Below are 25,990 nucleotides of genomic sequence, written 5' to 3' on the forward strand. Positions count from 1 at the left end.
AATGGACATTACCTATAAGCGTTTTAATCTAGAACTGAAAAATACGTTTACCATTAGTCATGGATCGCGCGATTTTCAGGAAACGCTAGTGGTGATAGTTTCAGATGGGAAATATAAAGCTTATGGAGAAGCGGCAGCAACGGTTTATTACGGCGTAAGTGTAGATAAAATGATTGCTTCACTCCAGTCTGTAGAACCAATTGTAGCTGAAAATATCCATCGCCGTCCTGAAGAAATATGGGAACTTACTTATCTGCATTTAAAACATAATCCTTTTGCCCAGTGTGCGCTCGATATTGCTATGCATGATCTGCATGGTAAAAGAAATAACCTGCCTTTGTATAAAATTTGGGGACTGAAAATTGATGAAGTTCCACTAACCAATTATACTATCGGGATTGATACGGTTGATAATATGATAGATAAGATCAGGGAATTTCCCTGGCCGATTTATAAAATCAAGCTGGGAACTGAAAATGATATTGCCATCGTAGAAGAACTTCGAAAACATACCGATTCGGTCTTTAGAATAGATGCAAATGCATCCTGGACTGCGCAACAGGCAATTGAAAACAGCAAAGCTTTAAAAGAGCTGAATGTTGAATTTTTGGAGCAACCACTAAAACCTGGAGATTTGGCGGGAATGGAAAAGTTATATGAAAGATCTGAACTTCCTATAATTGCCGATGAAAGTTGTCTCGTGGAAGAAGATGTGGAGAAATGTGCCCCTTATTTTCATGGGGTGAATATAAAACTAACAAAATGTGCCGGGATTACACCAGGTAAAAGAATGATTCAAAAAGCACGATCTCTGGGACTAAAGGTAATGGTGGGTTGTATGACAGAATCTACCGTTTCTATGTCGGCCATTGGTCAGCTTTTACCTATGCTGGATTATGTAGATATGGATGGTGCCCTGCTTATAAAAAACGATATTGCCGATGGCGTAAAGATCATCAATGGAAAAGTTCATTTTCCAAAAAGAAATGGAACCGGGGCGAAATTGTTTAATTTTGAATAAATATTTGAGATCATGAATATAAAAATGAATTATATAGCAATACTTGCTTTTCTATTTTTGATTTCCTGTGAGGAAACGGCCGATAAAGAAGAGATGAATGAGGCTGATGCTGTTATAGCTGAAGTGAGTGAAAAGTATGCCCCAGATAAAAGGATTGCTCTTTTTGAAGTTGAAGCTGTAAAGAATGGTGATTCGTATGTTTTAAAAGGCGAATCAAATATGCCTGAAGCAGTTGATGATCTTAAAAATAAAATGCAAGCTGAAAATCTTCAGTTTAAAGATAGTATTCGCTTATTGCCCAACGAAAAAGTCCTGGAAGGTAAAACCAGGGGGGTAGTAAAGATTTCCGTGGCAAACATCAGGGATGAGCCAAAACACGCTGCCCAACTTGTTACCCAGGCCACCATGGGCATGCCTTTAAAAGTTTATAAAAAGGAGGGAGACTGGTATTACATTCAAACTCCAGATGCTTATCTGGGATGGGTTGATTCAGGCGGAATTGTGCACAAAACGGAAGAAGAATTCTCGAATTGGAAATCTGTAGAAAAGGTAATTTATTTAAATCCATTTGGAAGTTCTTATGAAACCGCAGATAATTCTTCACAGAGTGTATCAGATCTCGTTGCTGGAGATATTTTAGAACTTCTAAGCGAAGAACAGGATTTTTATAAGGTAAAGTATCCTGATGGCAAAGAAGCTTTTATAGCGAAAGCTGAGGCGCAGCCATATCAGCAGTGGCTTTCTTCCCTTGAAATGAGCAGGGAAGATCTTGTGGAAACCTCAAAAAAATTGATGGGGCTACCTTATTTATGGGGAGGTACTTCACCGAAAGGAGTAGATTGTAGTGGCTTCACCAAAACTGTTTACTTTCTTAACGGCATAGTGATCCCAAGGGATGCGTCACAACAAGTACATACAGGAAAACTTATAGATTCAACCAGGAACTTTCAAAATTTAATTCCCGGAGATCTTCTTTTCTTTGGCAGGCCGGCAACAGATTCTACGTCAGAAAGAGTGGTTCATGTGGGAATGTGGATGGGTGATAATAAGTTCATTCACTCCATGGGAGATGTTCATATAAGCACAATGGATTCAACGGCATCAGATTTTGATGAGTATAATTACAAACGTTATCTTAGAAGTAAAAGGCTTTTTAATGAGCAGGATAAAAACCTGTTATATTTGAAGCAAAATGATATTTTCACTAATGCATCTGAGGATTCTGTAGAATAGTAAGAAAATATTGTTCAGTATAAATAATGGAAGAGGCGGACTAAATTGACTATATTTCATCAAGCTGAAATAAAACTGAGGATGAGGTTTTTTCTCATTTCGGGTGAGGGAAATAAAAAATTTCGATTTTTAGCCGGGAGCCGAAAAGGGCGAAATACTCCTACGACAGGACTTGAGAATTTTTATTCAAAATCCTTATAAAAATTTTTTGTAGAGGTTGTATAGAATTTTTAAGTCTTGGTTATTAAGATATGGATCTTCATAATTTTCCTGAATAAAATGAAGCTTAAAAGCTTTTACTGCTGCCGGCAGGTCTGAAATATCGTAACCTATTAATCTGAGCGCAAGAGCATAATCAAAATCGGCAGGAACCACTTCAGGAAAGATATATTTATCTAAGAATGGCAGAGAGGTAAGATCAGGTTGTAATTCAAATCCTTTAATTGAAGGCAAAAAGAATTCACTGGCCATTTTTAAATTTTCAATTTTATCTTTATCATACCAGAGCCCATAGCCTTCTTCTGCAAGTTTTTCCCAGGGGAAATTAGCATTTGGATCCACTTTTCTACCCGGAGCGATATCTGAATGTCCAATAAAATTTTTCGCCGGAATATTGTATTTGTCTTTTAATTGCTTCAGCACCTCAAGAAGGCTTTCTATCTGAGCCTCTGAGAATTCTTCAAATCCATTATTATCCAGCTCGATTCCTATGGAAGAAGAGTTGAGATCTGTATTATTGCCCCACATTCCAACTCCACCATGCCATCCCCTAAAATAATCATTCAGCATCTGATAGATCTCTCCATCTTTCGAAATCACGTAATGCGCACTCACCTGTGTTCTTTGCAAGGTGAAGGTGCTCAGGGTTTGCTGAATTGAATCCTGTGCTGTATGATGTATAACCACATAATTAGGTTTTCTTAGGTTGAAATTCGTAGTTCCAACGGCATATTCCCCATAATTGAGAGTGTCTGATTTCTTATTCTTTTTTGGGGTGAATTCTGAGAGTTCTTTTCCGTATTCCTTTGCTCTTTTTTTGTAAATCTTATTCGTTTTTGAATAAGGATTGGAGCTACAGGAGAACATCAGGGAGCCCAAAAGGACAAAAATAAATAAGCCTTGAAATTTCATCTGTTAAGCTTAGAATTTCCACCGAACAAAGGCTTCCATAGCCTCATAATTCGCTAGTCCTAATTTATGATAGTTAACTGCAGTTTCGCGGTTTCTTTCCTCCGCTCTCACCCAGAATTCCCTTTCGTCATCTCCGGGAAATACAGGTTTGTCTTTTTGGGATTGATGCTGAAAAATAGCATGTCTCTTTCTTTTTACTTCTTGAGGAGAAAGCGGTACTGCCATTTCAATTTCATGAACCTGGAATTCCTGCCATGCACCACGATATAACCAGAACCAGCAGTCCTTAACCCAATCTTCAGTCTTTTTAAGTCGCTTCAAAGCCTCGAGCACGATCCTGAAGCAAATAATATGGGTGCCATGGGGATCTGCAAAATCACCCGCAGCAAAAACCTGATGAGGTTTAATTTCCTGAAGTAATTTCATAGTTAGCTCTATGTCTTTTTCAGTTACCGGATTTTTTTGACGTTTCCCGGTTTCATAGAAGGGGAGTGCCATAAAGTGAATTTGGTCATCCTTCAGGCCCGCAAAGCGTGCCCCGGCAATGGCTTCTGTTTTTCTAATAAAACCTTTTACTTCCTGAATTTCTTCCAGGTCTATATCATTAGGCTGCTTTTCTTTGAGAAAGACACGCATCTTTTCATATATCGCTTCGAATTTTGAAGCATCCTCGCCAATACTCTTCTTAAAATCTATCGCAAACTCCATATATCTAAGCACATCCGTATCCCATACCGCTGTATTTCCTGAAGTTTGATAAGCTACATGTACATCATGCCCCTGGTCAACAAGTCGTATAAAAGTACCCCCCATGGATATTACATCATCATCCGGGTGCGGACTGAAAATTACAGATCGCTTGTGGGAAGGGTCTTTTCTTTCAGGTCTTTGAGAATCGTCTGCATTTGGTTTTCCTCCGGGCCAGCCTGTTATACTATGTTGAAGCTGGTTAAAAACATTGATGTTGATATCGTAAGCGGGCCCCTGTTCAGTAGCCAACTGAGCCATACCATTGGAATTATAATCTTCTTCGGTTAATTTTAGGATAGGCTTATCAATTGTTTCCGAAAGCCAGATAACCGCCTTTTTAATAAGCTGAGGTGTCCAGATGCAATCTTTTACCAGCCAGGGTGTATCAAACCGCGTAAGTTCAGAAGCGGCATCAAAATCAAGTATGAATTCAACATTATCAGACAACTGTAAAAAAGTTGCCGGAACACTGGAAGAGATCTCACCTTCTACCGCTTTCCTAATAATTGGAGCTTTTTTCTTGCTCCAGGCCATTAATATGATCTCCTTTGCCTTGAAAATAGTTCCGATACCCATGGTGATCGCCTTCGTAGGCACATTTTCTTTTCCACCAAAATCCCTGGAAGCATCACGGCGGGTAAGATCATCTAAGGTAACCAGTCTGGTTCCTGAATTTGGTGCCGATCCAGGCTCATTAAAACCAATATGACCGGTTCTACCTATCCCCAGCACCTGTAGGTCCAGACCACCAACTTCGGTAATCTTTCTTTCATAATCAAGGCAATAGTCGGCAATATCTTCTTTTTTTAAAGTTCCATCGGGAATATGAATGTTTTCTTTTTTAATATCTATATGATCAAAGAGTTGTTCATCCATAAAGCGAACATAGCTTTGTTTCGCTTCGGGGTGCATAGGGTAATATTCGTCGAGATTAAAGGTTATGACATTTTGAAAGCTGAGACCTTCTTCCCTATGCAATCTGGCAAGTTCAGTATAAACCTCTACAGGAGTGGCTCCGGTGGCAAGGCCCAGAACAGCATTTTCTCCTGCTTTTTGCTTAGTGATAATAATATCAGCAATTCTGCGAGCGACTTTCCTGGAAGCAATATGCTCGTTTTCAAATACACTTACCGCTAGCTTCTCAAAACGGGTTTCTTCTAATAGATTTAATCTCGCCATAATCCTGAACTATTTTTATCTTTCCATTATTAATTAAGATTTGATTTAAGCATAGCCACCTGATCTTTAAAAATAGCTTCCATTACAGCAATAGTACCTCCAAATAAACTGGAGTTTGAGCCAAGATTTGAAAGCTCGATACTGGTTCTCTCCTTTAGTTGCATCATGCAATAAGTGTTGGTAGATTGTTGAATGGGTGTAGTGATAAATTGTTTGGCGTGGGCTATTTCCCCTTCAAGGATAATGAGTTCCGGATTAAAGATCTGGATAAGGATGGCAATTCCTTTTCCAAGGCTTATCCCAATTTCAGACAACAGGTTGATCGCAAACTGGTCTCCTTTATTGGCAGCTTTAATTATGATGGCAAGGTCCATTTTCTCCATCTCCTCACTGCTTAAATCATTTAATACTGAAGTTTGTCCCTGCTTAAGACCTTCTTTTGCTTTTCTCACCAGCGCAAGTCCCGAGGCTTCCATTTCCAGGCAGCCTCTTTTACCGCAATGGCATAACAGACCGTCTTCCGTCATTGGGATATGCCCAAATTCCCCGGCGAATCCGGAATGTCCGGTATGCATTTTCCCACCCATGATGATTCCAAGGCCAACACCCCAATCCATAGATATTACTAAAACATTTTCCCTGTCTTTAGCAATTCCGAACCTATATTCGGCCAGGCAGGCACTTTTTGTATCATTAAGGATTACCACAGGTTTTTGAAATTTCTTTTCAAATTTGTCGCGGAGAGATTCCGGTTCCTGTTCAGTTAAATAATAGGTGTAGTTCTTGCCTTCAGTTGTAGATACCAGCCCGGGCATACTAATCCCTATCCCTAATAGTTTTTCGGCATCTATTCCTGAATTTATAATTACCTCCTGAGCTTTTTCGTACAACAGGTCTACAATATTTGATTTTGGAGAGATCTCTGTAGCTATAGATTCCTCTGTAATTATCGAGTGGTTGTTGTCGGTGATGGCAATCTTGATCTTGAACCTCTTTATATGTATGCTTAGAACAAAAAATGAATGTTCTTTTAATCCATAAAGGTCAGGTTTTCTTCCACCTTCAGATTTTCCCTGTCCTGATTTCACAACGATCCCGCTTTTCATCAACTGGTTGATAAGGGCCATGGAAGTGGGCAGGCTTATATTAAATTTTGAGCATATGTCGGCATTGGAAGTACTCCCATTCAAAAAGAGGTGCTTGATGATCTTAATTTTTTGAAGGAATTTTTTCCTTTCAATATTGCTAATATCAGCCAGAGCCTCTTTAGTGATAAGAAAATCCTGTAAAGTTTTAGTCATAGAATGATTTGAAAATTTAAAAACAGCTCAAAATACTTCAATTATTTAATTTTCCTAAACCAGAAATTAAAATTATAAAAAAAATCCAATTTTGGAAACAATTAAATAAAAATTTTATTTAAGATTCATTAATTACTAAAAATTTATATTTTTATACTAGAAATTGTCTGAATTCTAATAAGTAAGTATTTAGATCATTTAATAAAGAAGGAGAAACACCTAAGTAAGTCCCGCAATAGGATCATGAGAATACTCCTTATTTTTATTGCCGGGAAACACTAAAACATGGATATCCAATAATTTGTATTGAGTACGGCTAAATGAGCAAAATGCCTCGCAGATATTGGCAATTCTATAATGTTTGTATTTTGGCCTAAAGTTTAGGTTTTAGATCATTCATGTCTGGTTAAAGAAACCAGACCGCCTGGCTTTTTAGATATAAGAAGTTAGACCTGAACTTAAATAACTGATAAACATAAGAAGTTTGGATCAGTGTTTTTCGAAGGATATTACACTTCAAAAATTTGTAAAAGCAGGCTATAGTAGTAAAATGCTTTGAACTATTGAAGAATACTCGATTCAGATTCGGGATTTAAATTTTATACGTCACCTCTGATTTTAGTTAAAAAGAAGATTTATATAGAAGTTTAGAAATACAATAAAGATGCATTTAAATAAAACCTTATTCATTTTAGTTATTGGTCTCATGTACGGTCTTAACCTGGAGGCGCAGGAAAGTACTGTCAAAAAACCTGAATTTCTGAAATATAAGAACAGCAAGTGGGTAGATTCAATTATGGCCAATCTTTCACCTGATGAAAGAATTGCCCAGCTATTTATGGTACCGGCTTTCTCAAACAAAGGGACAGATCATAAAAAGGAAATACTTGATCAGGTAAAAAAGTATAAGATAGGCGGACTTATTTTTATGCAGGGAGATCCCAAATCCCAGCTAGAGTTGATGAACGATTATCAGCTTGCTTCTGAAACTCCTTTAATTGGCGCCATAGATGCAGAGTGGGGCTTAGGAATGAGGCTTGAAAATTCTATAAGCTATCCTTATCAAATGGCCCTTGGCGCGATTCAGGGTGAGGAACTTATTTATGAAATGGGAGTTGAAATTGCAAGACAGATAAAAAGATCGGGTTTGCATATCAATTTTGGTCCGGTGGTAGATGTGAATAATAATCCGCAGAACCCGGTGATCAATTACCGATCTTTTGGAGAAGACAAAGAGAACGTCACTAAAAAGGGGATTGCTTATACGAAAGGAATGCAGAGTCAGAAGCTATTGGCAACTGCAAAACACTTTCCGGGTCATGGAGATACCGATACCGATTCGCATTTAGCTTTGCCACAGATAAACCATCCTTTTGAAAGACTTGACGAACTGGAAATGTATCCTTTTAAAGAATTGATAAATGCGGGAATTGGAGGAGTTATGGTTGCCCACCTGGATATTCCTGCCCTGGATTCCACAAACACACCCTCTACCTTATCAAAACCTATTATAACAGGTATATTAAAGGAAAGACTTGGATTTAAAGGCCTTATTGTTACAGACGCAATGAATATGAAAGGAGTAGCCGAAGGGAATGAACCGGGAGTAGTTGATAAAGATGCGATACTTGCCGGGAATGATCTTTTAGAGTTTTCTGAGGATGTTCCCAAAGCAATTGCGGAGATTAAAAAGGCTATAAAGAATGGTCTCATATCTCAAAAAGAGATCGATGAACGTTGCCGGAAGATATTGGCAGTTAAACAGTGGGTTGGGCTGGATAATTACGAAGCTTTACCTGTTGAGAATGTTGAAAAGGAGGTAAATGGTGCCGGGTCAAAGTGGTTAAATAGACAACTAGTTGAGGCTTCGTTAACTTTACTAAAGAATGAAAATTCATTATTACCTCTCAAGCACCTGGACACTTTAAAAATAGCTTCGGTTTCCATAGGAGCTTCAAAAGAGACTAAATTTCAGCAGGCTTTGAATCTTTACACTCAAGTAAAGAATTTTCAGCTAAAAAGGGATGCTCAAGAAGGGGATATTGTACAGCTAAACGAAAAGCTTAAGGAATTTAATATAGTGATCGTAGGTTTGCATGATTTCAGCATCCGACCCAGAAACGAATTGGATCTAACGGAAGCGGTGCGAAATTTTATTTTAGAAAACTCTTCAAAAACCAATATTATTTTCAGCTTATTTAAGAATCCGTATGTGATCAATAGTCTGGATAATATTGAAAATGCTGATGTTTTAATTGAAACTTATCAGGATTCAGATCTCACCCAGGAACTTGCTGCTCAATTAATTTTTGGCGGAATAGGAGCTTCAGGAAAACTTCCAGTAAGTATTGGTGAAAAATTTAAAGCTGGAGAAGGCCTGGAGATAAAAGGTGGAATGAGGTTTAAATATACTGTTCCGGAAGATGCCAATATGAATTCCAGGAAGCTGGGTAAAGGGATAGACTCTTTAATGCACCAGGCAATGAGTGCTAAAGCAATCCCCGGTGGAGTAGTGTTGGTAGCTAAAGATCAAAAAATTGTTTTTCACAGAGCTTACGGATTTCATGAATATAGCGACACTATCAAAGTTGATAAAACAGATTTATATGATCTGGCTTCAGTTAGTAAGATTTCCACCGCCTTACCAGCCATCATGAAATTATATGATGAAGGTAAATTTGATCTCGAAGCCGGAATCGATGACTATTTCCCATATTTCAGGAATTCTAACAAAACGGAAGCTTCATTCAGGCAAATATTTGCCCATCAGGCGCGATTTAAGCCATGGATTCCCTATTGGAAAAACACTCTTAGAAATAACGGAAGCTTTAAATGGAACACTTTTAAAAAGGATTCCTCTGCGAGATACCCAATTCATGTAAGTGACGATTTATGGTTGCATAGAAATTACAGGAAGAAGATGTTCAAAGCGATTAAAAATTCTCCCTTAGAGCAAGAGGCGAAATATAAATATTCCGGACTCCTATTTTATCTCTTGCCAGACATAGTGGAAACGATTTCTCAGGAAGATTACCTGAAATATATCAATGATAATTTTTATAAAAAATTAGGAGCTACAACCGTTACATATAATCCGGCCCAAAAATTTGATTTAAATAGAATTGTTCCCACAGAGAATGACTTCAATTTCAGAAAAGAAAGAATCCATGGGAATGTTCATGATGAAGGAGCTATAATGATGGGTGGTGTTTCAGCAAATGCCGGTTTATTTGCCAATGCCAATGACCTGGCAAAATTGATGCAAATGTATTTGAACATGGGTGAATATGGCGGTGTAAGATATATAGAGGAAGCTACTTTACAGGAATTTACAAAAACGCAATTCCCTGAAAATGAAAATCACCGGGCGATAGCATTTGATAAACCTTATCTTGAATACCAAGGAAAAGATAGTAATACTGCAAAAGATGCTAGCTCAGATAGTTTTGGACATACAGGATTTACGGGAACGATGGTATGGATGGATCCAAAAGAAGATCTTTTATATATTTTCCTGTCTAACAGGGTGTTGCCAACACGAGCAAATACAAGGCTTTACAAGTTAAATACCAGAACTGAGATCCAGCAGGTAATCTATGATGCTATTAAAAAATAGGTTTTAAATTTCCCGGAAAATTTAAAATAGTATAAAGTATTTACCAGAGACTTACTAAAAATCTGTTGAAGTATTCAATAAATTTTATATTTGTCAATCTTTTATGGAAAATTATCTCAAATTTTTATGCTGAAAATAAAGTTCGCCCCCCTTCTTTTCCTGCTAGCACCATATGTTGTCTTTTCACAGAGTTCACTTAGCGGAAGTATTCAGGATCAGGATAAAAAGCCAGTTGCCTTTGCCAATGTGATTCTTTTAAGCGCTGAAGATTCCACAAGCGTTTTCAAAGGCACCATTTCTGAAGAAAACGGCAGTTTTTTACTGGAAAATATCGTAGACAGCACATACTTACTGAAAGTTTCTTTTGTGGGATATGCAGAAAGTTTTCAGAAGGTTAAAGTGAATGGTAACACCAATATGCAGCCAATCATATTAGAAGAATCTTCAGATAATCTTGATGAGGTGGTAGTAAATGCCCGACAACCTAAAGTAATCCGGAAGATAGACAGGCTTGTTTTTGAAGTGGAAAATACCACACTTTCCACAGGAAATTCTTTTGAAATTTTAAAAAGAACACCGGGAGTTATTTTGAGCCAGGGACAACTACTGGTAAAGAACAGGCCTGCGACAGTCTATATCAATGATAGAAAGGTTTATCTAAGCTCCCAGGAATTACAACAATTGCTGGAAGGTTTTTCCGCAGAAAATATCAAATCTGTAGAAGTTATTACGAATCCACCGGCCAGATATGATGCTGAAGGTGGTGCCATCTTAAATATTAAAACCTCAAAGAATATATCGATTGGCTATAAAGGAAGTTTAAATGCTTCCAATACCATTGCCGTAGAACCAAAATACAATATTGGTACCAGCCACTACTATAAAACTGACTGGCTGAATTTGTATGCCAGCTATAATTACAACGATAGGGACCTGTATAAAAATGATGAAAGTTTTATAGAGTATTATGAACCGAACGGAAGTGTGGATTCAAGATGGATTACAGATTTTGAAAAAAATACGTATATGTATTCCCACAGTCTCAATACTATTCTGGACTTTACGCTGAGTGAGGTTAGTAGCCTGAGCTTAAGTGCTAATATCCAGATCACTCCAGATTCAGATAACGATATTAACGGTTTGACCAATATTTACGATCGTAATAATGCACTGGACTCCCTATTCACTACAGATAGTAGGTTGCATAGTACCACCGATAATGTTCTTCTGGCTGCTACCTATAATACCAGTCTTGGTGAAAACGGCACTTTATCTGCAATTGCTAATTATATCAATTATGATAACAGTCAATTGCAGCATATCATGACCAATTATTTTGAAGAGGATGATAGTTTTCTTAGAAACAATTCATTCACTACGGAAGCAGAGCAACACAGCGAAATATATACCGGTCAGGTAGATATTTCGACACCGTTGGGATCTACCAGTTTTGAAAGCGGACTGAAATATTCCAGTTTAAGGACTGAAAGTGGCCAGGATTATTTTGATACCAATTCCGGATCCCAGCAGTTTTCCGCAGAACTTTCTGATAATTTGGATTACGAGGAAGACATTTATGCTGCTTACGCCAGTATGTCTAAAGACTGGGAAAAATGGTCTTTAAAACTAGGATTACGCGGGGAATATACAGACGTTCAGGGAGTTTCTGAAAGCCTTGGACTGGTTAATTCCCAGGATTATCTGGAATTATTCCCAACTTTCTATCTCAATTATAATCTTTCGGAAGATCATTCCTTCGGGGCAGAATATAGCAGAAGAATTACCAGACCCAGATTTGAAAATTTAAATACGTATAGATATTTCCTGAATGAGAATAATTTTCAGGACGGAAATCCGGATCTAAATCCTGCGATTTCCAATATGATCAAGTTTAGTTATGCCTATAAGAACAAGTTGTTCTTTGATCTGTATTGGGATAGAGCGAATAATGAAATTGCTACCATACCTTTTCAGGATAATGAAAATAGAAATCTGCGCTCCTCAAGTTTGAATATGGATTTTAGTCAGCAGTATAGTTTTGATATAAGTTATTATGATTATCTCACCGATTGGTGGATTCTTTCTGCCTATACCTCATTTTTCTATATGCAAAATGATTTTCCTGCGTTGGAAAGCGGGGGGCAAATCGTTACCAATGATGTTTTTGGAGCTTATATATACGCCGGTAATTTCTTTACTTTATCTAAAGACGGAACCTTCTCCGGTGAAGCGACCACTACTTTTATTCCAGATTATATCTCCGGTTCCTATGAATTTGAGGAACCTCAATTCGGTTTAAATTTGGGTCTTAGAAAGACTTTCTTCGATTCACGATTGGTAACTACGGTAAATGTGGAGGATATCTTTAACACCATGAATATTCCGCTGAGATCGCAATATCTAAATCAGAATAACTCCTTTTTTGCGATGCCAGAGTCAAGAATGATACGATTTGGAGTCATTTATAAATTCGGTAATTTCAAGTTGGGTGATAATAAACGTGCGATTACTGCTGAAGAAAGTGCACGTTTAGAATCCAAAAATTAGAAAAGAACAGCTTACGCAACTTATTTTCAGGCATTAGAATTATTTAGTAATTTTGCCACCTCAATAGACAGAAGTTTTGGCGAAAATTGGAAATATAGATGTAGGAGACTTCCCGTTGCTTTTAGCACCGATGGAAGATGTGAGCGACCCACCTTTTCGTGCCTTGTGCAAGGAGCAGGGTGCAGATGTGGTGTATACTGAATTTATTTCTTCAGAAGGGCTTATTCGCGACGCTGCGAAAAGCACTATGAAACTCGATATTTACGAAAAAGAACGTCCGGTTGGAATTCAGATCTTTGGAGCCAACCTGGAATCCATGCTTCAATCTGTTGAAATTGTGGAAAAATCTGGACCCGATATCATAGATATTAATTTTGGGTGTCCGGTAAAAAAAGTGGTTTCCAAGGGAGCAGGCGCCGGAATCCTTAAAGATATAGACCTGATGGTTTCCTTAACCGAAGCTATGGTGAAACACACCAAACTTCCGGTGACCGTAAAAACCAGGTTAGGATGGGATCATGATTCCATCAAAATTCTCGAGGTTGCTGAAAGGCTGCAGGATGTAGGCTGTAAGGCAATTTCTATTCATGGGAGAACCAGAGCACAGATGTATAAAGGAGAAGCAGACTGGGCTCCTATTGCTGAGGTAAAGAATAATCCCAGGATGCATATTCCGGTTTTTGGTAATGGTGATGTGGATTCTCCTGAAAGGGCTATGGAAATGCGCGATGATTACGGACTGGATGGTGCCATGATAGGTCGGGCGAGTATTGGATATCCCTGGTTCTTTAGAGAAGTGAAACATTATTTTGAAACAGGTAAGCATATGGCTCCTCCAACGCTGGAAGAACGTGTTGATGCTGCCAGAAGACACCTTCAAATGTCGATAGACTGGAAAGGCGAAAAACTTGGTGTCTTTGAAACAAGGCGCCATTATACCAATTATTTTAAAGGGATTCCGCACTTTAAAGAATACCGGATGAAGATGGTAACCAGCGATGATTCCGTAGACGTTTTTAAAGCTTTTGATGAGGTGGAAAAAGAATTCGCAGGATACGAATTTGCCTAATTTATTATTTTACGCCAATGCTTTTTTACTTCTTCCTGCGGCAATATAAGAAGCGATAAATCCTAAGGTAAAAATAGTGAGAAGTACGATCACGATATTCTCAACTTTCATTTGTACCGGGTAGGGCAAATTGGGGGTGATCATCACCAGATCATAATTAATTTGCAGCAAAATAAGTATTACCGCGACTCCAAGACCCACTATTCCTCCAAGACCTGTCATTAACATTCCCTGAATAAAAAATATATTTTTAATTTGATTTGGGGTGGCGCCAAGACTATGCAGGGTTTTAATATTCTCCCTTTTATCCAGGATCATCACTATAATAGAGCCTACAACATTAAATAGCGCGATGGTTAATACAAGGGTAAAAATTAAATAAACGAATAGATTTTCAGAATTCAGCATTTTATTGAGCGCATCGTTTAGTTCTGCCCTGGATTTAATAATCGCATTATTACCGAGGACTTCAAGGATTGTTTCCGAAATTTTTTCAGTGGATACTTCAGGTTTCAGCCTAAATTCAATTGCAGAATATTCGTTTTTCTCAAGGCTCAAAAGATCTTTGGCAAATTCCAGATGCGTAAAAACATATTTATCATCCAGCTCCTCATTCACGCTGTAAATTCCGCTTACTATGGTTTGTCTGGAATTAAAAGCATCCTGTAAATTAGTCATGGTAATAGCGGCTTTGCCTGGCTTAGGAACCATTATTTTCAGAAGGTTTTGATAATTGAAGGTGCCAATATCGAGCAGTCTGGATAGGCCATTGCCAATTACTACCTGCGGCTCGCTATTGGTAAGCCAGGTGCCGAAAACTACGGCACTATCAATTTTATTTACACTCCTGTATTGCTCATCCACGCCTTTAATAAACGCAGGTTGTTCCTTCGATTTATAGCTCAGGATAACGCGTTCTTCAATAACTTTACTGAAACTTTCAATTCCTTCAATTCGCTGAAGCTGATCAAGTTTTTCTTCTGAAAGATTAATGACCTTTCCTTCTTTAGGTAAAGCTTTAAGATCAGGATCAAATTCATTGGAAAAAGAAAGGCTGAAATCCCTTAATCCTGAAAATCCGCTAAGGACTATAAATAACGAGAAAGCACCTGCAAATACTCCAATCGCCGCGATAATGGTAATAATATTGATCGCGTTGCTTTTACTTTTGGTAAAAAGATACCTTTTGGCGATATAGAGTGGAAACTTCAAATTACGATTTTTTCCGCTTGTCTAAAAGATCGGGATTGGCTACCGGATCTTCTTTTCCTTTAATCGACTTTTCAATCCCATCGATATATTCCAGTGAATCATCGATATAAAAATTAAGATCAGGCATTTTTCGTAATTGATGCCTGGTACGCTGTGCCATTTCGTGCTTTATCTGAGATTTATTTTCGTTGATCTCTTTTATTACTTCTTCTTGATGCTTAGAAGGAAATATACTCACATAAGCCTTGGCAATAGAAAGATCTGTAGTTACCCGCACTTTGGAAACAGAAATCAAAATTCCTGTCCTGCCACTTTCCCTAAGGGAATTTTGTAGAATATCTGCCAGGTCCTTCTGCAACAATCCGCCTATCTTTTTTTGTCTGTTCGTTTCTTCCATGTTACAAAAGTAAAATATTTAACTGTGATTTATATTCATATAAAGGAATTTGAATTATATAGCATTAATTAATGATATTTGTTTTACCAAACTGAAGATTAATGAAGCGAATAGAACATATAGGAATTGCGGTAAAAGACCTGGAAGCTGCCAATAAAACATACAAGGCTATTTTGGGTGCAGCGCATTATAAAACAGAAACAGTAGAAAGTGAGGGCGTTTCTACCTCATTTTTTAAGATTGGCGAAAGTAAGATCGAATTACTGGCGGCAACAAATCCTGAAAGCCCCATTTCAAAATTTATTGAAAAAAGGGGAGAAGGGATTCATCATATTGCATTTTATGTTGATGATATTAAGGCTGAAATTGACAGGCTTAAAAAAGAAGGTTTTAGGTTGCTGAATGAACAACCCAAACCTGGAGCCGATAATAAAATTGTCGCTTTTATGCATCCAAAAGATGCTAACGGAGTGTTGGTGGAGCTGTGTCAGGAAAGCCCCTCCCCAGCCCTCCACAAAGGGAAGGGAGCATAAACGGTTTGCAGGGAATATTTATTTAAAAATGTTTTGTTCGCTACAAAGCAATTATCTAAATTTGCGCTCGCGATACAATCAGGTATCCGGTCCCATAGCTCAGTTGGTTAGAGCACCTGACTCATAATCAGGTGGTCCCTGGTTCGAGCCCAGGTGGGACCACGAATTACATCTGAAAACCCCTACAGACAGTGAGTTTGTAGGGGTTTTTAATTTTCAGGGGACGAATGAGGGGACGAATAAATAATGGAATATCATATTTCTACTATACCTATTGTTATCCTACTTGCATTACTGATATCTAATTATATTAGTGTTGATATAACCATTTGGCAAACATATTTATGAGAAATACGTTTTCAAAAGAAGAATATGAAAATTTCAAATTTCTTATCTCAAAGAAAAGAAGAGCCGATAAAGAAGAACAAAAAAATTAAGCGTAAAATTAGAAATATTGGATTCTATTTCTCGGAAAACTCTAAGAAAGGCTATACAGTTGCAGATTTTGAAAATTTGATAAGAAATGGGAACATAGAAATAACAACAAGAAAAGAGGTAGTTTTCGTTAAAATTGCACGTCGTACAGAGCAAACAATCAAACATGTAAAAGAAAACCTTCCTGATATTTCATAATTGCAAAAGGACAATCACTGAAACAACGGTTAGACCAGGAAGTATATTATAAGAAACCCGGAACATTTTTTAGAAGTATTGGTACTGTTTTGCAATTCACACCAATACCTGGTCATTTAAAAAATAAAGCAAATCAAAAAAATTATAAGTTTTCAACAACAGATACTGAAAAAATTACTAACTGGTTATTAGAAAATACTGAGTTTACTATTTTTCCACTTACAGATAACTTCATAATAGAAAAGGATCTAATAGAAAGATATTGTCCCCTTTTGAACCATACCTACAATCCTTTGAAATTAGAAGAACTTCAATGGGATAGAGAAAAATGTAGATCAATTGCAAGGGGAGGATAGAAATACGTTTGCCAACAAAGGCGGTTCATCGCAAATAGGCCGCAGCGTTAGAAATAAAATAATTAACTAACTTGTCCAACAAACCAATACTAAGCCAACAAATTCGCGTCCCTTATTCCGCCAACCGGCAAAAACAAAGTAAAGGACACCGTTACCTGCTAGCCGAAAATTAAAATTAGATGAAAAACAACAATTTTTTTAATGAGCAAAAAGAGCAATCATTAGTAAAATCAACAATTGTATCAAAATACTTTGATGTCTGGGCTAATGTGATTGTAAGTACACAAAAAAGATATCCTAACCATACTCAAAAAATTGCTTACATTGATTTATTTGCAGGTCCCGGAAGATATAAAGATGGAACAGTTTCAACGCCTTTGAAGATTCTTACTAATGCAATTGAGAAGCCAGATTTAAGCAAAAGATTAGTAGCTATTTTTAATGATAAAGACGAGAATAATTCACAAGATTTAGAAAAAACTATATCAGAAATTGACAACATAGAAACTCTCGAATATGAACCTACTGTTTGGAACCAAGAAGTTGGAGAAAATATCGTAGCGAAATTTGAAAAAATCAGTTTAATACCAACTTTATTTTTTGTTGATCCTTGGGGTTATAAAGGGTTGTCATTAAGATTAGTTAATTCTGTACTTAAAGATTGGGGTTGTGATGCAATATTCTTTTTCAATTACAATCGGATAAATATGGGATTAAATAACGATAAAGTTCAAAAGCACATGAATGCGCTTTTCGGAGACAAAAGATGTGAAAAATTAAGGGAAAATTTAGCAGATAAAAATCCTTTTGAAAGAGAAATGTTAATAGTAGAAGAACTTTGTCAAGAATTAAAACAATATGGCTCTAGGTTTGTATTACCTTTTAGATTTAAAAACGTAAAAGGAGAAAGAACAAGCCATCACTTAATATTTGTAAGTAAGAACTTTAGAGGTTACGAAATTATGAAAGATATCATGGCTAGAGAAAGTTCACATCATGATCAAGGAGTTCCTTCATTTGAATATAACCCAGCCGACTCCTTACCACGACAAACCTTGCTATTTCAATTATCTAGACCTCTTGACGAATTAAGAGATAATTTATTATCTGAGTATAAAGGAAAGACAATAAAAATGGTTGATTTATATGAGGAACATAATGTAGATACACCGTACATTAAAAAAAATTACAAAGAAGTTCTAAAAACTCTTTATGAGGAGGATAAAATAGATGCAATTTCTAACAAAGGCAAACCTCCACGTAAGGGTACTTTTGGGGATGAAATTTTTGTAACGTTTAAATAGAAAATTATGGCGCAATCAACTATAGAATGGACAGAGTTAACTTGGAATCCTACAACTGGCTGTACAAAAGTCTCTCAAGGATGTAAATTTTGCTACGCAGAAGTTATGTCTAAAAGATTAAAGGCAATGGGTTTAGAAAAATATAAAGATAATTTTGAAGTTCGAATTCATCCTGAAGCTCTTGAAACTCCATACACTTGGAAAAAATCAAAAGTTGTTTTTGTTAATTCTATGAGTGACCTGTTTCATGAACAAGTTCCATTAGACTTTGTACAAAAAGTATTTAAAGTAATGAATGATAATCCACAACATGTTTTTCAAGTTTTAACAAAAAGAGCAGAAAGATTATTAGAAATTCATAAGGATTTACATTGGTCACATAATATATGGATGGGCGTTTCAGTTGAGGATAGCAAAGTGGAAGATAGAATAGATATTCTTAGAAAATCTAATGCTAGAGTTAAATTCTTGTCATTAGAACCATTAATTGGACCTTTACCAAATTTGAATCTTCAAAGTATAGATTGGGTAATAGTTGGTGGAGAAAGTGGGCACAAACCACGTCCAATGAATCCAGATTGGGTTCTTGATATTCAGGAACAATGTGAAAAATCAAAGGTTGCTTTTTTCTTCAAACAATGGGGAGGAAAAAATAAAAAGAAAAATGGTAGAACTTTAAATGGTAGGACTTACGACGAAATGCCAGAAATCGACTTACAACAGTGTGTATAGAATCGGCTAGCAGGTAAAACGAGTTAGTATTAGTTATTACAAGAAAATTTTAGTTTTAAAACCAACCTAAATATAATACATGAAAAAAAATCCAACGCAAGAAATTTATTCCTTACGAAATTCATTTACTATAGTTGGCCTAACCGGTAGGACAGGCGCTGGTGTTTCAGATGTAGCTGAAATATTATCAAATGATTTTTCTAAAATTAAAGATATTCAAGGCCTAAAAAATGATGATCTTAATAATAAAAAAAGAAAGTATAATATTTCATATCGATTTGCTGCGGTCAACTGGAAAATATATCAGTTAATAAATTATAAGGATATAATTTTACTACATATACTTAGAAGTGAATCCACAGATTTAATCAGTTTTTTAGAAATCCAAGGCTTTTTCTCTTCACAAATTGATAAAATCAAAAGGTTATTACTTCAATATTCAGAACTTATAGCTAATTTGAAATCATTCAAAACAATTGATGAAAATTTGAAAAAGAAAGATGCTAAAAAACTAGCTAAATTCTTCTTTGGTGAAGCTTTCAAGAATCTATCCAGAGAGTTTAATGATATTCTAAAAAATGAGGATGGTTTTTTAAAAAGAATAAAAACATTTTCCGAAATAGCGAATAATATTAGAAAAACAGGTATCTGTTTTGAAAATTCTAGTATTAACGACGTAAATATTTACGCACTAGCTGAGACGATAAACAGAATCATAAAAGGAGCTAAAAAGAAAAATACTCATATCGTAATTGATTCACTTCGAAACTCATTAGAAATAATGTTTTTTAAAGAAAGATATTCAGCATTTTATATGATTTCTGTTAATTCAGATCATCGAAGAAATTTTCTAACTGAAAAATATCAGAACAAAGATTTAGTAAATAATTTACTCGAAATAGATGAAAAGGAATACAAGGGTAAAGGAGTATCAGAAGGACATTTTTATTTACAAGATGTTCAAAATTGTATACAAAAAAGTGATATACATTTTAATAACAATCCACCATTCGAGGATTTGGAGAAAGATTTAACCAATGAAGAAGTTCGTGATAGAGCAGAATACTATTTAGTTGGACAAGTTATAAAATATGCAGGCTTAATTTTGCACCCTGGATTAATTACCCCCTCAGCTCAAGAACGATGCATGCAAATGGCTTATGTTGCAAAAAGTAATTCTGGTTGTATTTCTAGGCAGGTTGGAGCTGTAATTACTGATCAAGATTTTTCAATTAAATCTACAGGATGGAATGATGTTCCAAAAAATGTTACTCCTTGCTTATTAAAAAGTATAAATAATTTAAAGGAAGGAATAGATAAAGAAGCCTACAGCCCCTATGAAAAGGATGAGAAAAAATATGATTTCAATTCCGAATTCAAAACATATTATGCAGATGTAAATGGTGAATCAACAAAAGGATTAAATTGTTCTTATTGTTTTAAAGATTTTCAAAATTTGATTGAAAAAAAAGACAATCAAGTTCATACAAGGTCACTTCATGCAGAAGAAAATGCCATGCTTCAAATTTCAAAATATGGAGGACAGCCGCTAAAAAAAGGGGTATTATTCACCACTGCAAGTCCATGTGAATTATGCTCTAAAAAAGCGAGGCAATTAGAAATAACTCATATCTATTACATAGATCCCTATCCCGGGATATCACGTTGGCATATTTTGAGAGATGGCAACCAAGTTCCTGAAATGATTTTGTTTTCTGGAGCAGTTGGTAAAGCTTATCACAAGCTATATGAGCCTGTAATGTCATACAAAGATGAATTAGCGATGTTGATAAATAAAAGACCCAAAAAAGATCTCAAACTACAATTAAACATGGAGAATAGTAATAACTGATCCTAACAAAGACGGTTAACGGCCCCATGTGCAGTATTTGAACGAAATCGATAATTTCAACCTCCAAACCACTAATCGACAAGCCGATACCCAACGTTCTAATGTGCGTAAACTGGTATTAAACGAAGACATATTACAGCATTTATACTGTAATTCCACTAAAACACATAGATGAAAAACTTTGGTAAAACAATAAAAATATTCCTAGTAGATGGTGAACCCAATGGAAGAATGACATGCGAATTGTCAAATTGGACAGGGAAAGCATTAAAAATTCCTAGAAAGAAAATCAAAGAATCGTCTGACAGACCAGAATTAGAAAACACCGGAATCTATATTTTATTTGGAAAATCGGACAAATCAGAAAATAAGGAATTAGCGTATATTGGGGAGGCCGAAGGGATTTATAAAAGACTAAATCAGCATTTATCTACTAAAGATTTTTGGAACGAAGCACTTGTATTTGTTAGTAAAGATGAAAATTTAAATAAAGCTCATATAAAGTATTTAGAAAGCCGACTGCACGAAATTGCCATTAAGGTCAATAGATACGATTTAGAAAACGGTAACAATCCAACTAGATCAATAATATCAGAATCAGACCAGGCAGAAATGGAAGAATTCTTAGAGAATATTAAATTATTAGTAAATGCGCTAGGTTTTAAAATATTTGAAGAACTGAGAAAAGATCAAACGATAGAAGAACAAATAAATAGTACATTCTATATTGATGCTGCTAGAGGAGCTAATGCGAAAGGTCAAATGACCAATGAAGGATTTGTAGTTTTGAAAAATTCAGAGATTGCTAATACGTTGACCAATTCATTTCCTGAAAACTGGAAAAAATTTAGACAGAGTTTAATAGATGATCATATCATTACTAGAGTTAACGATAAATTAGTTTTCGAAGAAGACTATTTATTCTCTAGTCCGTCGGCCGCAGCAGCTGTTGTCATGGGAAGAAGTGCTAATGGATTAACTGAATGGAAATTAAAGAACGGTCAAATATTAAAATCCGTGGAATCTGATAACTAAACGCAGCACAACAGCGTATGACTCAAATAAGCGGCAGCGTTAGAAAGAAAATAATTATTTTGATCAACAAACCAAGTTTAAATCGACAACTCCGCGTCACTTATTCCGCCAACTTATGTTATGCGCGGTCGTTATAGACAATCTTTTTTAAATGAGAAAACTTTTTAAATTTCTACTTCTAGTAATTCTTTTGAATTCTTGTAATGAAGAAAAATTAGATTATTCGAAAATTGATTTTGAAACAAGAAAAATCATGATGGATTCTTGGAATAATTATGACGATTTAAAAATTGAAAGGATTGGCAAAACGGAAAAGAAAAAATACCAATATTACGAGAAGGAAATAAAAGTTTACAAAAAGAAATATACAAGCAATTTAGATTATTCAGATTCGATAAAAAATTATCCAGAAATATTACTTTCTAATTTAAAAGAACAACAAAACAAAAGAAAATCTGTCGACGACCCACTACTAGATTTTTCAAGCCCTGAAGAGGAATTAGATTTTTGGAAAGGATTAAATGATTATGATTTAGAAGAAAATAAAAAAGTTTTAGATTCCTTACAACAGTTGTATAAAAAAGTGAATAAAAATGATAAATACTATAAATTGGAATATGTCATCACTTATAATTTAGAAAATGCTGATACCACAGAAACCCAAAATTTAGCAATATTAGTAGATGAAAATTCGGAAATTTTTGATTATCAATTTTTAGGATTATCACAAAATAGGGAATAAAAAACATTGTATAACAAAAAACATTGTATAACAGCGGTTCATCTCCATTAACGGGTATGTAGAAAAGTGTAATTTTAGAAATCGTGAAAGAAATGGTTAACCCGACTAGTCCGCTCCCTACTCCTGCAACTGGCGACAATCATAACTGTTGACAACAACCCAAAAAATTAAAATTAAGAACATATATGCCTGAATGTATTCAATGTAAAGCCTACACAAAATTTGAAAATGGATTATGCTATAAATGCTACAAAAAAGAAAATAATCGGAAAGAAATTATTGAGAATTATGTTGAAGAAGAGGTATTCCTAGAGGAAACCGTAAAGAAGAAAAAAAAGAAAAAGAAAGATAATCCTTGGATTACAAGTGTAATAAAAGGTAGAATTGCTGAAACTATTATAGAGGAATTATTCAGATCATTAAGTTTTCAAGTATTCAGTTATGGAATGGAAAATTCAATTCCTGGAATAAAAGATCTTTTAAAAGGAATAAAAGATGATGTTGCAAAGAACATTAGACAAATGCCCGATTTTGTGGTATTCAAAGATAAAAGAGCTCACTTCATAGAAGTTAAATATAGAAAAAGTGGAGAACTGAAATTATCTGATATAGAAAAGCACGGAGAATATCCTTTTGAAAATGCTTTATTTGTTTTAGTTACTAAAAAACACATAAAGTGTATTTCATATTCAGAACTTAAAGCTGGCAAAGAAATTAAAGAAGGAGATTTTAAATATTTAGGAAACCGAGATGAATTTGATACTGATAAAGAACAAATTATTAAATATTGCGACTATGCTGTGAAGTTTTTTGAAAACGTTTAAAGGGTAGGTCCATAAAGCCATGGGGCAATTAAGGTGTTAAAAGTAAAAGACAATAACCAGTTTTTCAAAGAATCGGTCTTTAAGTAAATATAGTTGAAATGAAATATGTAATTATCACTGAAAATGATGAATCCCAATGGGATGATAAAACCGGTATTTCATATAATTATCCAGCAAAATATCATCAAATTCTCACTCCAGGTACTAAGGTGATCTATTACAAGGGTAAGTTAAAAGATAAGAGGTTTGAAGACTTAAGGTTGTCAAAAGATCCTCATTATTTTGGTGTTGCTATTATAGGTGATATTTATTTAGATGAAAATGCTTCTAAAAAAGAATTCTATTGCGATATACTTGCCTACCAACCTTTTGACTCAGCAGTGCCTTTCAAGTTAAACGGCCAATATATTGAGACCATTCCTGAAAATAAAAAGTCAAATTATTGGCGTGATGGTGTTAGGGAAATATCTAAAAAAACTTTCGACCGGATATTAGAATTAGCTGAAGCTGAATTTGAATCTTCCGTCGAAATAAGTCATTTCAAAATCTCATATAGAAAATTTGAGGAGGTATTTAATAATTTTTCAGAATTCATTTATGATGAATCAGGAGGAGAGAGATTTGTTGGATTTAGTGATGGTTTTTTACACGAAAGAGAATCCTATAAAAGGGAGCTAAGAGAAGAATCTCTTTCAATCTTAAAAACTTCAGAATGGGATAATACATGGGTTGGTAATGGAGAAATACTAAAGCGGGTAATTCGAACTTTTGACTTAGAAAACAATAACTTAGTTGGGACAAGGAGAAAATTTGGACCTAATAGTGTTCCTCATCACCAGATGCTTGAAGCAATTGAGAAAGGGAAAAATTTAAAAAGTATTGAAAAGGTTTTATTTGACCTTTTCAAATTAAATACAGAACCAGAAGAAGTTTTTAATAGCTTGATTAGTTTAATAGGTAAACAATATTCAGTACTAGCCTTCCTATTTTTCTTAAAAAATGATAGAAAATACCTTCCCATCAGCACCACAAATTTTGAATATGCTTTTAACACATTAGGTTGCAAAATTTCTTTATCTAAGAAGTGTAGTTGGGATAACTATAAATCGTATCTCGATTTAATAAATCAAGTTAAGAATGCTCTTGAAGTAAAAATGAATCAAAATATCAACATCATTGATGTACATTCTTTCTGCAGGATGATAGGATTTAATGATAGATACCAAGAGTGGTTAAAAGAAAAAGAAGCTCCTGGCACTCAAATAGTTTTTAATGCTTATGAAATAGATCCCGTTAATAACGCTATTAATCAAAGACGTTCTACACCCAATGAAACTATTAGAGATGGCAATGTAGATTGGGAAAAGGAAGACAAGAGGAAAAGAATGAAAGGCCGAAGAGCTGAAGAGTTAGTTATGGAATTTGAAAGGCAAAGGTTAATAGATGCAGGCGAAGAGGACCTAGCAAGCAAAGTAGAAGATTATAGCACTAAATTCAGTAAAGGATTCGATATATTATCGTGGAATGTTGATGGAACAGAGAGAAATATTGAAGTAAAATCGTCAGGCTACAATGGATTCATATTAACTCGGAATGAGCTTAAGAAGTCAGAAAAGAATTCAAACTACTGGCTTTATATTGTAAACGAAAAAAAGAATGAAGTCCAAATCAAACAGATAAAATCTCCTTCATTCCAAAACTTAGAATGCTTTAGGCTTGAACCAAAAGATTATTATGTAACCTTTTCGATTGATCAATGATACATGTAGTTTGTGGGATAATATATAATAAAAGGAAGATTTTTATTGCTAGGCGTAAAAAAAATAAATCACTTGGAGGTTATTGGGAATTTCCTGGAGGAAAAATTGAGGAAGGAGAATCTGAAAGTGAAGCTTTGATTAGAGAGTTAAAAGAAGAATTAGGTATGAAAGTAGAAGTCGTTAAACGAATGGGGGCCTTTATTTACGCTTATGAGGATTTTAAATTAAATCTAATTGGATTTCATTGCAATCTAATTAAGGTGGGAGGAGTTTTTTCCGATCATGATAAGATGGAATGGGTGACTCCTGCCGAATTACGTAATTATAAATTTACAGAAGCTGATTTACCTTTTATTGAAATTATTATAAATGCAAAAAACGGAACTAACTATAGATCTCAAAAGCTAAAAGGATAAAATATATGGGGAGTATTTTAATAAGTTATTTTTATAAGAGTAGATGAAATAAAACATATTGAAATAAAGGATAAATTGATATTTCAAAATTAAACTAGAATAAATAAGGTAGGTTTTAGTATAAAAAATTAGAATTTTTAGAAAAAACCTTACATCTCTAAAAATCAGATATTTAACCTTGAAAATCATTGCAAAGTGGGAATTGGAAGCACGTGTTACTAGGGGAGTGCTTCAAATCGGAATCTGAGGATAGAGAAAAAGAATTTAAATTCCTGCTAAGCTAAATCACCAAAAATAAACGCCAAGAGGAATCTTGGCTTTTTATTTTATGCTGATTTGTATCGCTA

21 protein-coding genes and 1 tRNA gene are annotated in these 25,990 nt (G+C 35.2%); 17 read left to right on the top strand and 5 right to left on the bottom strand.

Annotation, left to right across the window (positions count from 1 at the left end):
- The first annotated feature begins 1 nt into the window (after position 1).
- Entirely contained in the window at positions 2 to 1,021 is a 1,020-nt protein-coding gene (locus Q1K34_RS00520) for a dipeptide epimerase (RefSeq protein ID WP_300433708.1), read from the top strand.
- Positions 1,022 to 1,033: 12 nt separating this feature from the next.
- Positions 1,034 to 2,254, top strand: coding sequence for an NlpC/P60 family protein (locus Q1K34_RS00525; protein WP_300433709.1), 1,221 nt, complete (start codon positions 1,034 to 1,036; stop codon positions 2,252 to 2,254).
- A 195-nt stretch (positions 2,255 to 2,449) separates the two neighbouring features.
- Here the strand turns inward: Q1K34_RS00525 and Q1K34_RS00530 are convergent, their stop codons facing one another.
- The 3 genes from Q1K34_RS00530 to Q1K34_RS00540 are packed head-to-tail and all read right to left on the bottom strand — an operon-like array spanning position 2,450 to position 6,615.
- Positions 2,450 to 3,385, bottom strand: a complete 936-nt coding sequence (locus Q1K34_RS00530; RefSeq protein ID WP_300433710.1) for an N-acetylmuramoyl-L-alanine amidase — start codon at positions 3,383 to 3,385, stop codon at positions 2,450 to 2,452.
- Between the two features lie 9 nt (positions 3,386 to 3,394).
- The gene (gene nagB, locus Q1K34_RS00535; protein WP_300433711.1) at positions 3,395 to 5,314 is read right to left on the bottom strand and encodes a glucosamine-6-phosphate deaminase; all 1,920 of its coding nucleotides are present in this window, start codon (positions 5,312 to 5,314) and stop codon (positions 3,395 to 3,397) included.
- 29 nt (positions 5,315 to 5,343) lie between these two features.
- Positions 5,344 to 6,615 (bottom strand): ROK family transcriptional regulator, encoded by a 1,272-nt coding sequence (locus tag Q1K34_RS00540; protein WP_300433712.1) that lies wholly within the window; start codon positions 6,613 to 6,615, stop codon positions 5,344 to 5,346.
- Positions 6,616 to 7,279: 664 nt separating this feature from the next.
- On the opposite strand from Q1K34_RS00540, the gene Q1K34_RS00545 reads away from it, so the two are divergent.
- The 3 genes from Q1K34_RS00545 (at position 7,280) to dusB (ending at position 13,847) form a co-directional block, all read left to right on the top strand.
- The gene (locus tag Q1K34_RS00545; RefSeq protein ID WP_300433713.1) at positions 7,280 to 10,231 is read left to right on the top strand and encodes a glycoside hydrolase family 3 N-terminal domain-containing protein; all 2,952 of its coding nucleotides are present in this window, start codon (positions 7,280 to 7,282) and stop codon (positions 10,229 to 10,231) included.
- Between the two features lie 126 nt (positions 10,232 to 10,357).
- Entirely contained in the window at positions 10,358 to 12,778 is a 2,421-nt protein-coding gene (locus tag Q1K34_RS00550) for an outer membrane beta-barrel family protein (RefSeq protein ID WP_300433714.1), read from the top strand.
- A gap of 76 nt (positions 12,779 to 12,854) precedes the next feature.
- Complete coding sequence (gene dusB, locus Q1K34_RS00555) at positions 12,855 to 13,847, top strand: tRNA dihydrouridine synthase DusB (RefSeq protein WP_300433715.1); 993 nt, start codon at positions 12,855 to 12,857, stop codon at positions 13,845 to 13,847.
- A 9-nt stretch (positions 13,848 to 13,856) separates the two neighbouring features.
- On the opposite strand, the gene Q1K34_RS00560 is transcribed toward dusB, so the two are convergent.
- Entirely contained in the window at positions 13,857 to 15,059 is a 1,203-nt protein-coding gene (locus Q1K34_RS00560) for an FtsX-like permease family protein (RefSeq protein WP_300433716.1), read from the bottom strand.
- A gap of 1 nt (position 15,060) precedes the next feature.
- Positions 15,061 to 15,456, bottom strand: a complete 396-nt coding sequence (rbfA, locus tag Q1K34_RS00565; RefSeq protein ID WP_300433717.1) for a 30S ribosome-binding factor RbfA — start codon at positions 15,454 to 15,456, stop codon at positions 15,061 to 15,063.
- A 101-nt stretch (positions 15,457 to 15,557) separates the two neighbouring features.
- Between rbfA and mce the strand changes: the two genes are divergently transcribed.
- From mce to Q1K34_RS00620, 12 genes are all read left to right on the top strand, one after another.
- Positions 15,558 to 15,989, top strand: coding sequence for a methylmalonyl-CoA epimerase (gene mce / locus Q1K34_RS00570; protein WP_300433718.1), 432 nt, complete (start codon positions 15,558 to 15,560; stop codon positions 15,987 to 15,989).
- Between the two features lie 88 nt (positions 15,990 to 16,077).
- Positions 16,078 to 16,151: transfer RNA gene (locus tag Q1K34_RS00575), tRNA-Ile, on the top strand.
- Positions 16,152 to 16,361: 210 nt separating this feature from the next.
- Positions 16,362 to 16,622: a hypothetical protein gene (locus Q1K34_RS00580; RefSeq protein ID WP_300433719.1), complete on the top strand. Its 261-nt coding sequence runs from the start codon at positions 16,362 to 16,364 to the stop codon at positions 16,620 to 16,622.
- 17 nt (positions 16,623 to 16,639) lie between these two features.
- On the top strand, positions 16,640 to 16,978 hold the full coding sequence (locus Q1K34_RS17975; protein ID WP_367183287.1) for a GIY-YIG nuclease family protein: 339 nt from the start codon (positions 16,640 to 16,642) through the stop codon (positions 16,976 to 16,978).
- Between the two features lie 179 nt (positions 16,979 to 17,157).
- Positions 17,158 to 18,282, top strand: coding sequence for a three-Cys-motif partner protein TcmP (locus Q1K34_RS00585; RefSeq protein ID WP_300433720.1), 1,125 nt, complete (start codon positions 17,158 to 17,160; stop codon positions 18,280 to 18,282).
- A 6-nt stretch (positions 18,283 to 18,288) separates the two neighbouring features.
- On the top strand, positions 18,289 to 19,014 hold the full coding sequence (locus Q1K34_RS00590; RefSeq protein ID WP_300433721.1) for a phage Gp37/Gp68 family protein: 726 nt from the start codon (positions 18,289 to 18,291) through the stop codon (positions 19,012 to 19,014).
- A 79-nt stretch (positions 19,015 to 19,093) separates the two neighbouring features.
- Complete coding sequence (locus Q1K34_RS00595) at positions 19,094 to 20,866, top strand: hypothetical protein (RefSeq protein WP_300433722.1); 1,773 nt, start codon at positions 19,094 to 19,096, stop codon at positions 20,864 to 20,866.
- Positions 20,867 to 21,037: 171 nt separating this feature from the next.
- Positions 21,038 to 21,901 (top strand): GIY-YIG nuclease family protein, encoded by an 864-nt coding sequence (locus Q1K34_RS00600; protein WP_300433723.1) that lies wholly within the window; start codon positions 21,038 to 21,040, stop codon positions 21,899 to 21,901.
- Between the two features lie 151 nt (positions 21,902 to 22,052).
- The gene (locus Q1K34_RS00605) at positions 22,053 to 22,643 is read left to right on the top strand and encodes a hypothetical protein (RefSeq protein WP_300433724.1); all 591 of its coding nucleotides are present in this window, start codon (positions 22,053 to 22,055) and stop codon (positions 22,641 to 22,643) included.
- A gap of 185 nt (positions 22,644 to 22,828) precedes the next feature.
- A complete protein-coding gene (locus tag Q1K34_RS00610; protein ID WP_300433725.1) occupies positions 22,829 to 23,467 on the top strand; it encodes a hypothetical protein in 639 nt (212 codons plus the stop codon).
- Positions 23,468 to 23,565: 98 nt separating this feature from the next.
- On the top strand, positions 23,566 to 25,227 hold the full coding sequence (locus tag Q1K34_RS00615; RefSeq protein ID WP_300433726.1) for a DUF3883 domain-containing protein: 1,662 nt from the start codon (positions 23,566 to 23,568) through the stop codon (positions 25,225 to 25,227).
- Positions 25,224 to 25,643: a (deoxy)nucleoside triphosphate pyrophosphohydrolase gene (locus tag Q1K34_RS00620; RefSeq protein ID WP_300433727.1), complete on the top strand. Its 420-nt coding sequence runs from the start codon at positions 25,224 to 25,226 to the stop codon at positions 25,641 to 25,643. Before Q1K34_RS00615 ends, Q1K34_RS00620 begins: the two co-directional genes overlap by 4 nt.
- The last annotated feature ends 347 nt before the right edge of the window (positions 25,644 to 25,990 follow it).

This window comes from Christiangramia sp., from assembly GCF_029937855.1.
In the GTDB taxonomy this organism is placed as follows: Bacteria; Bacteroidota; Bacteroidia; order Flavobacteriales; family Flavobacteriaceae; genus Christiangramia.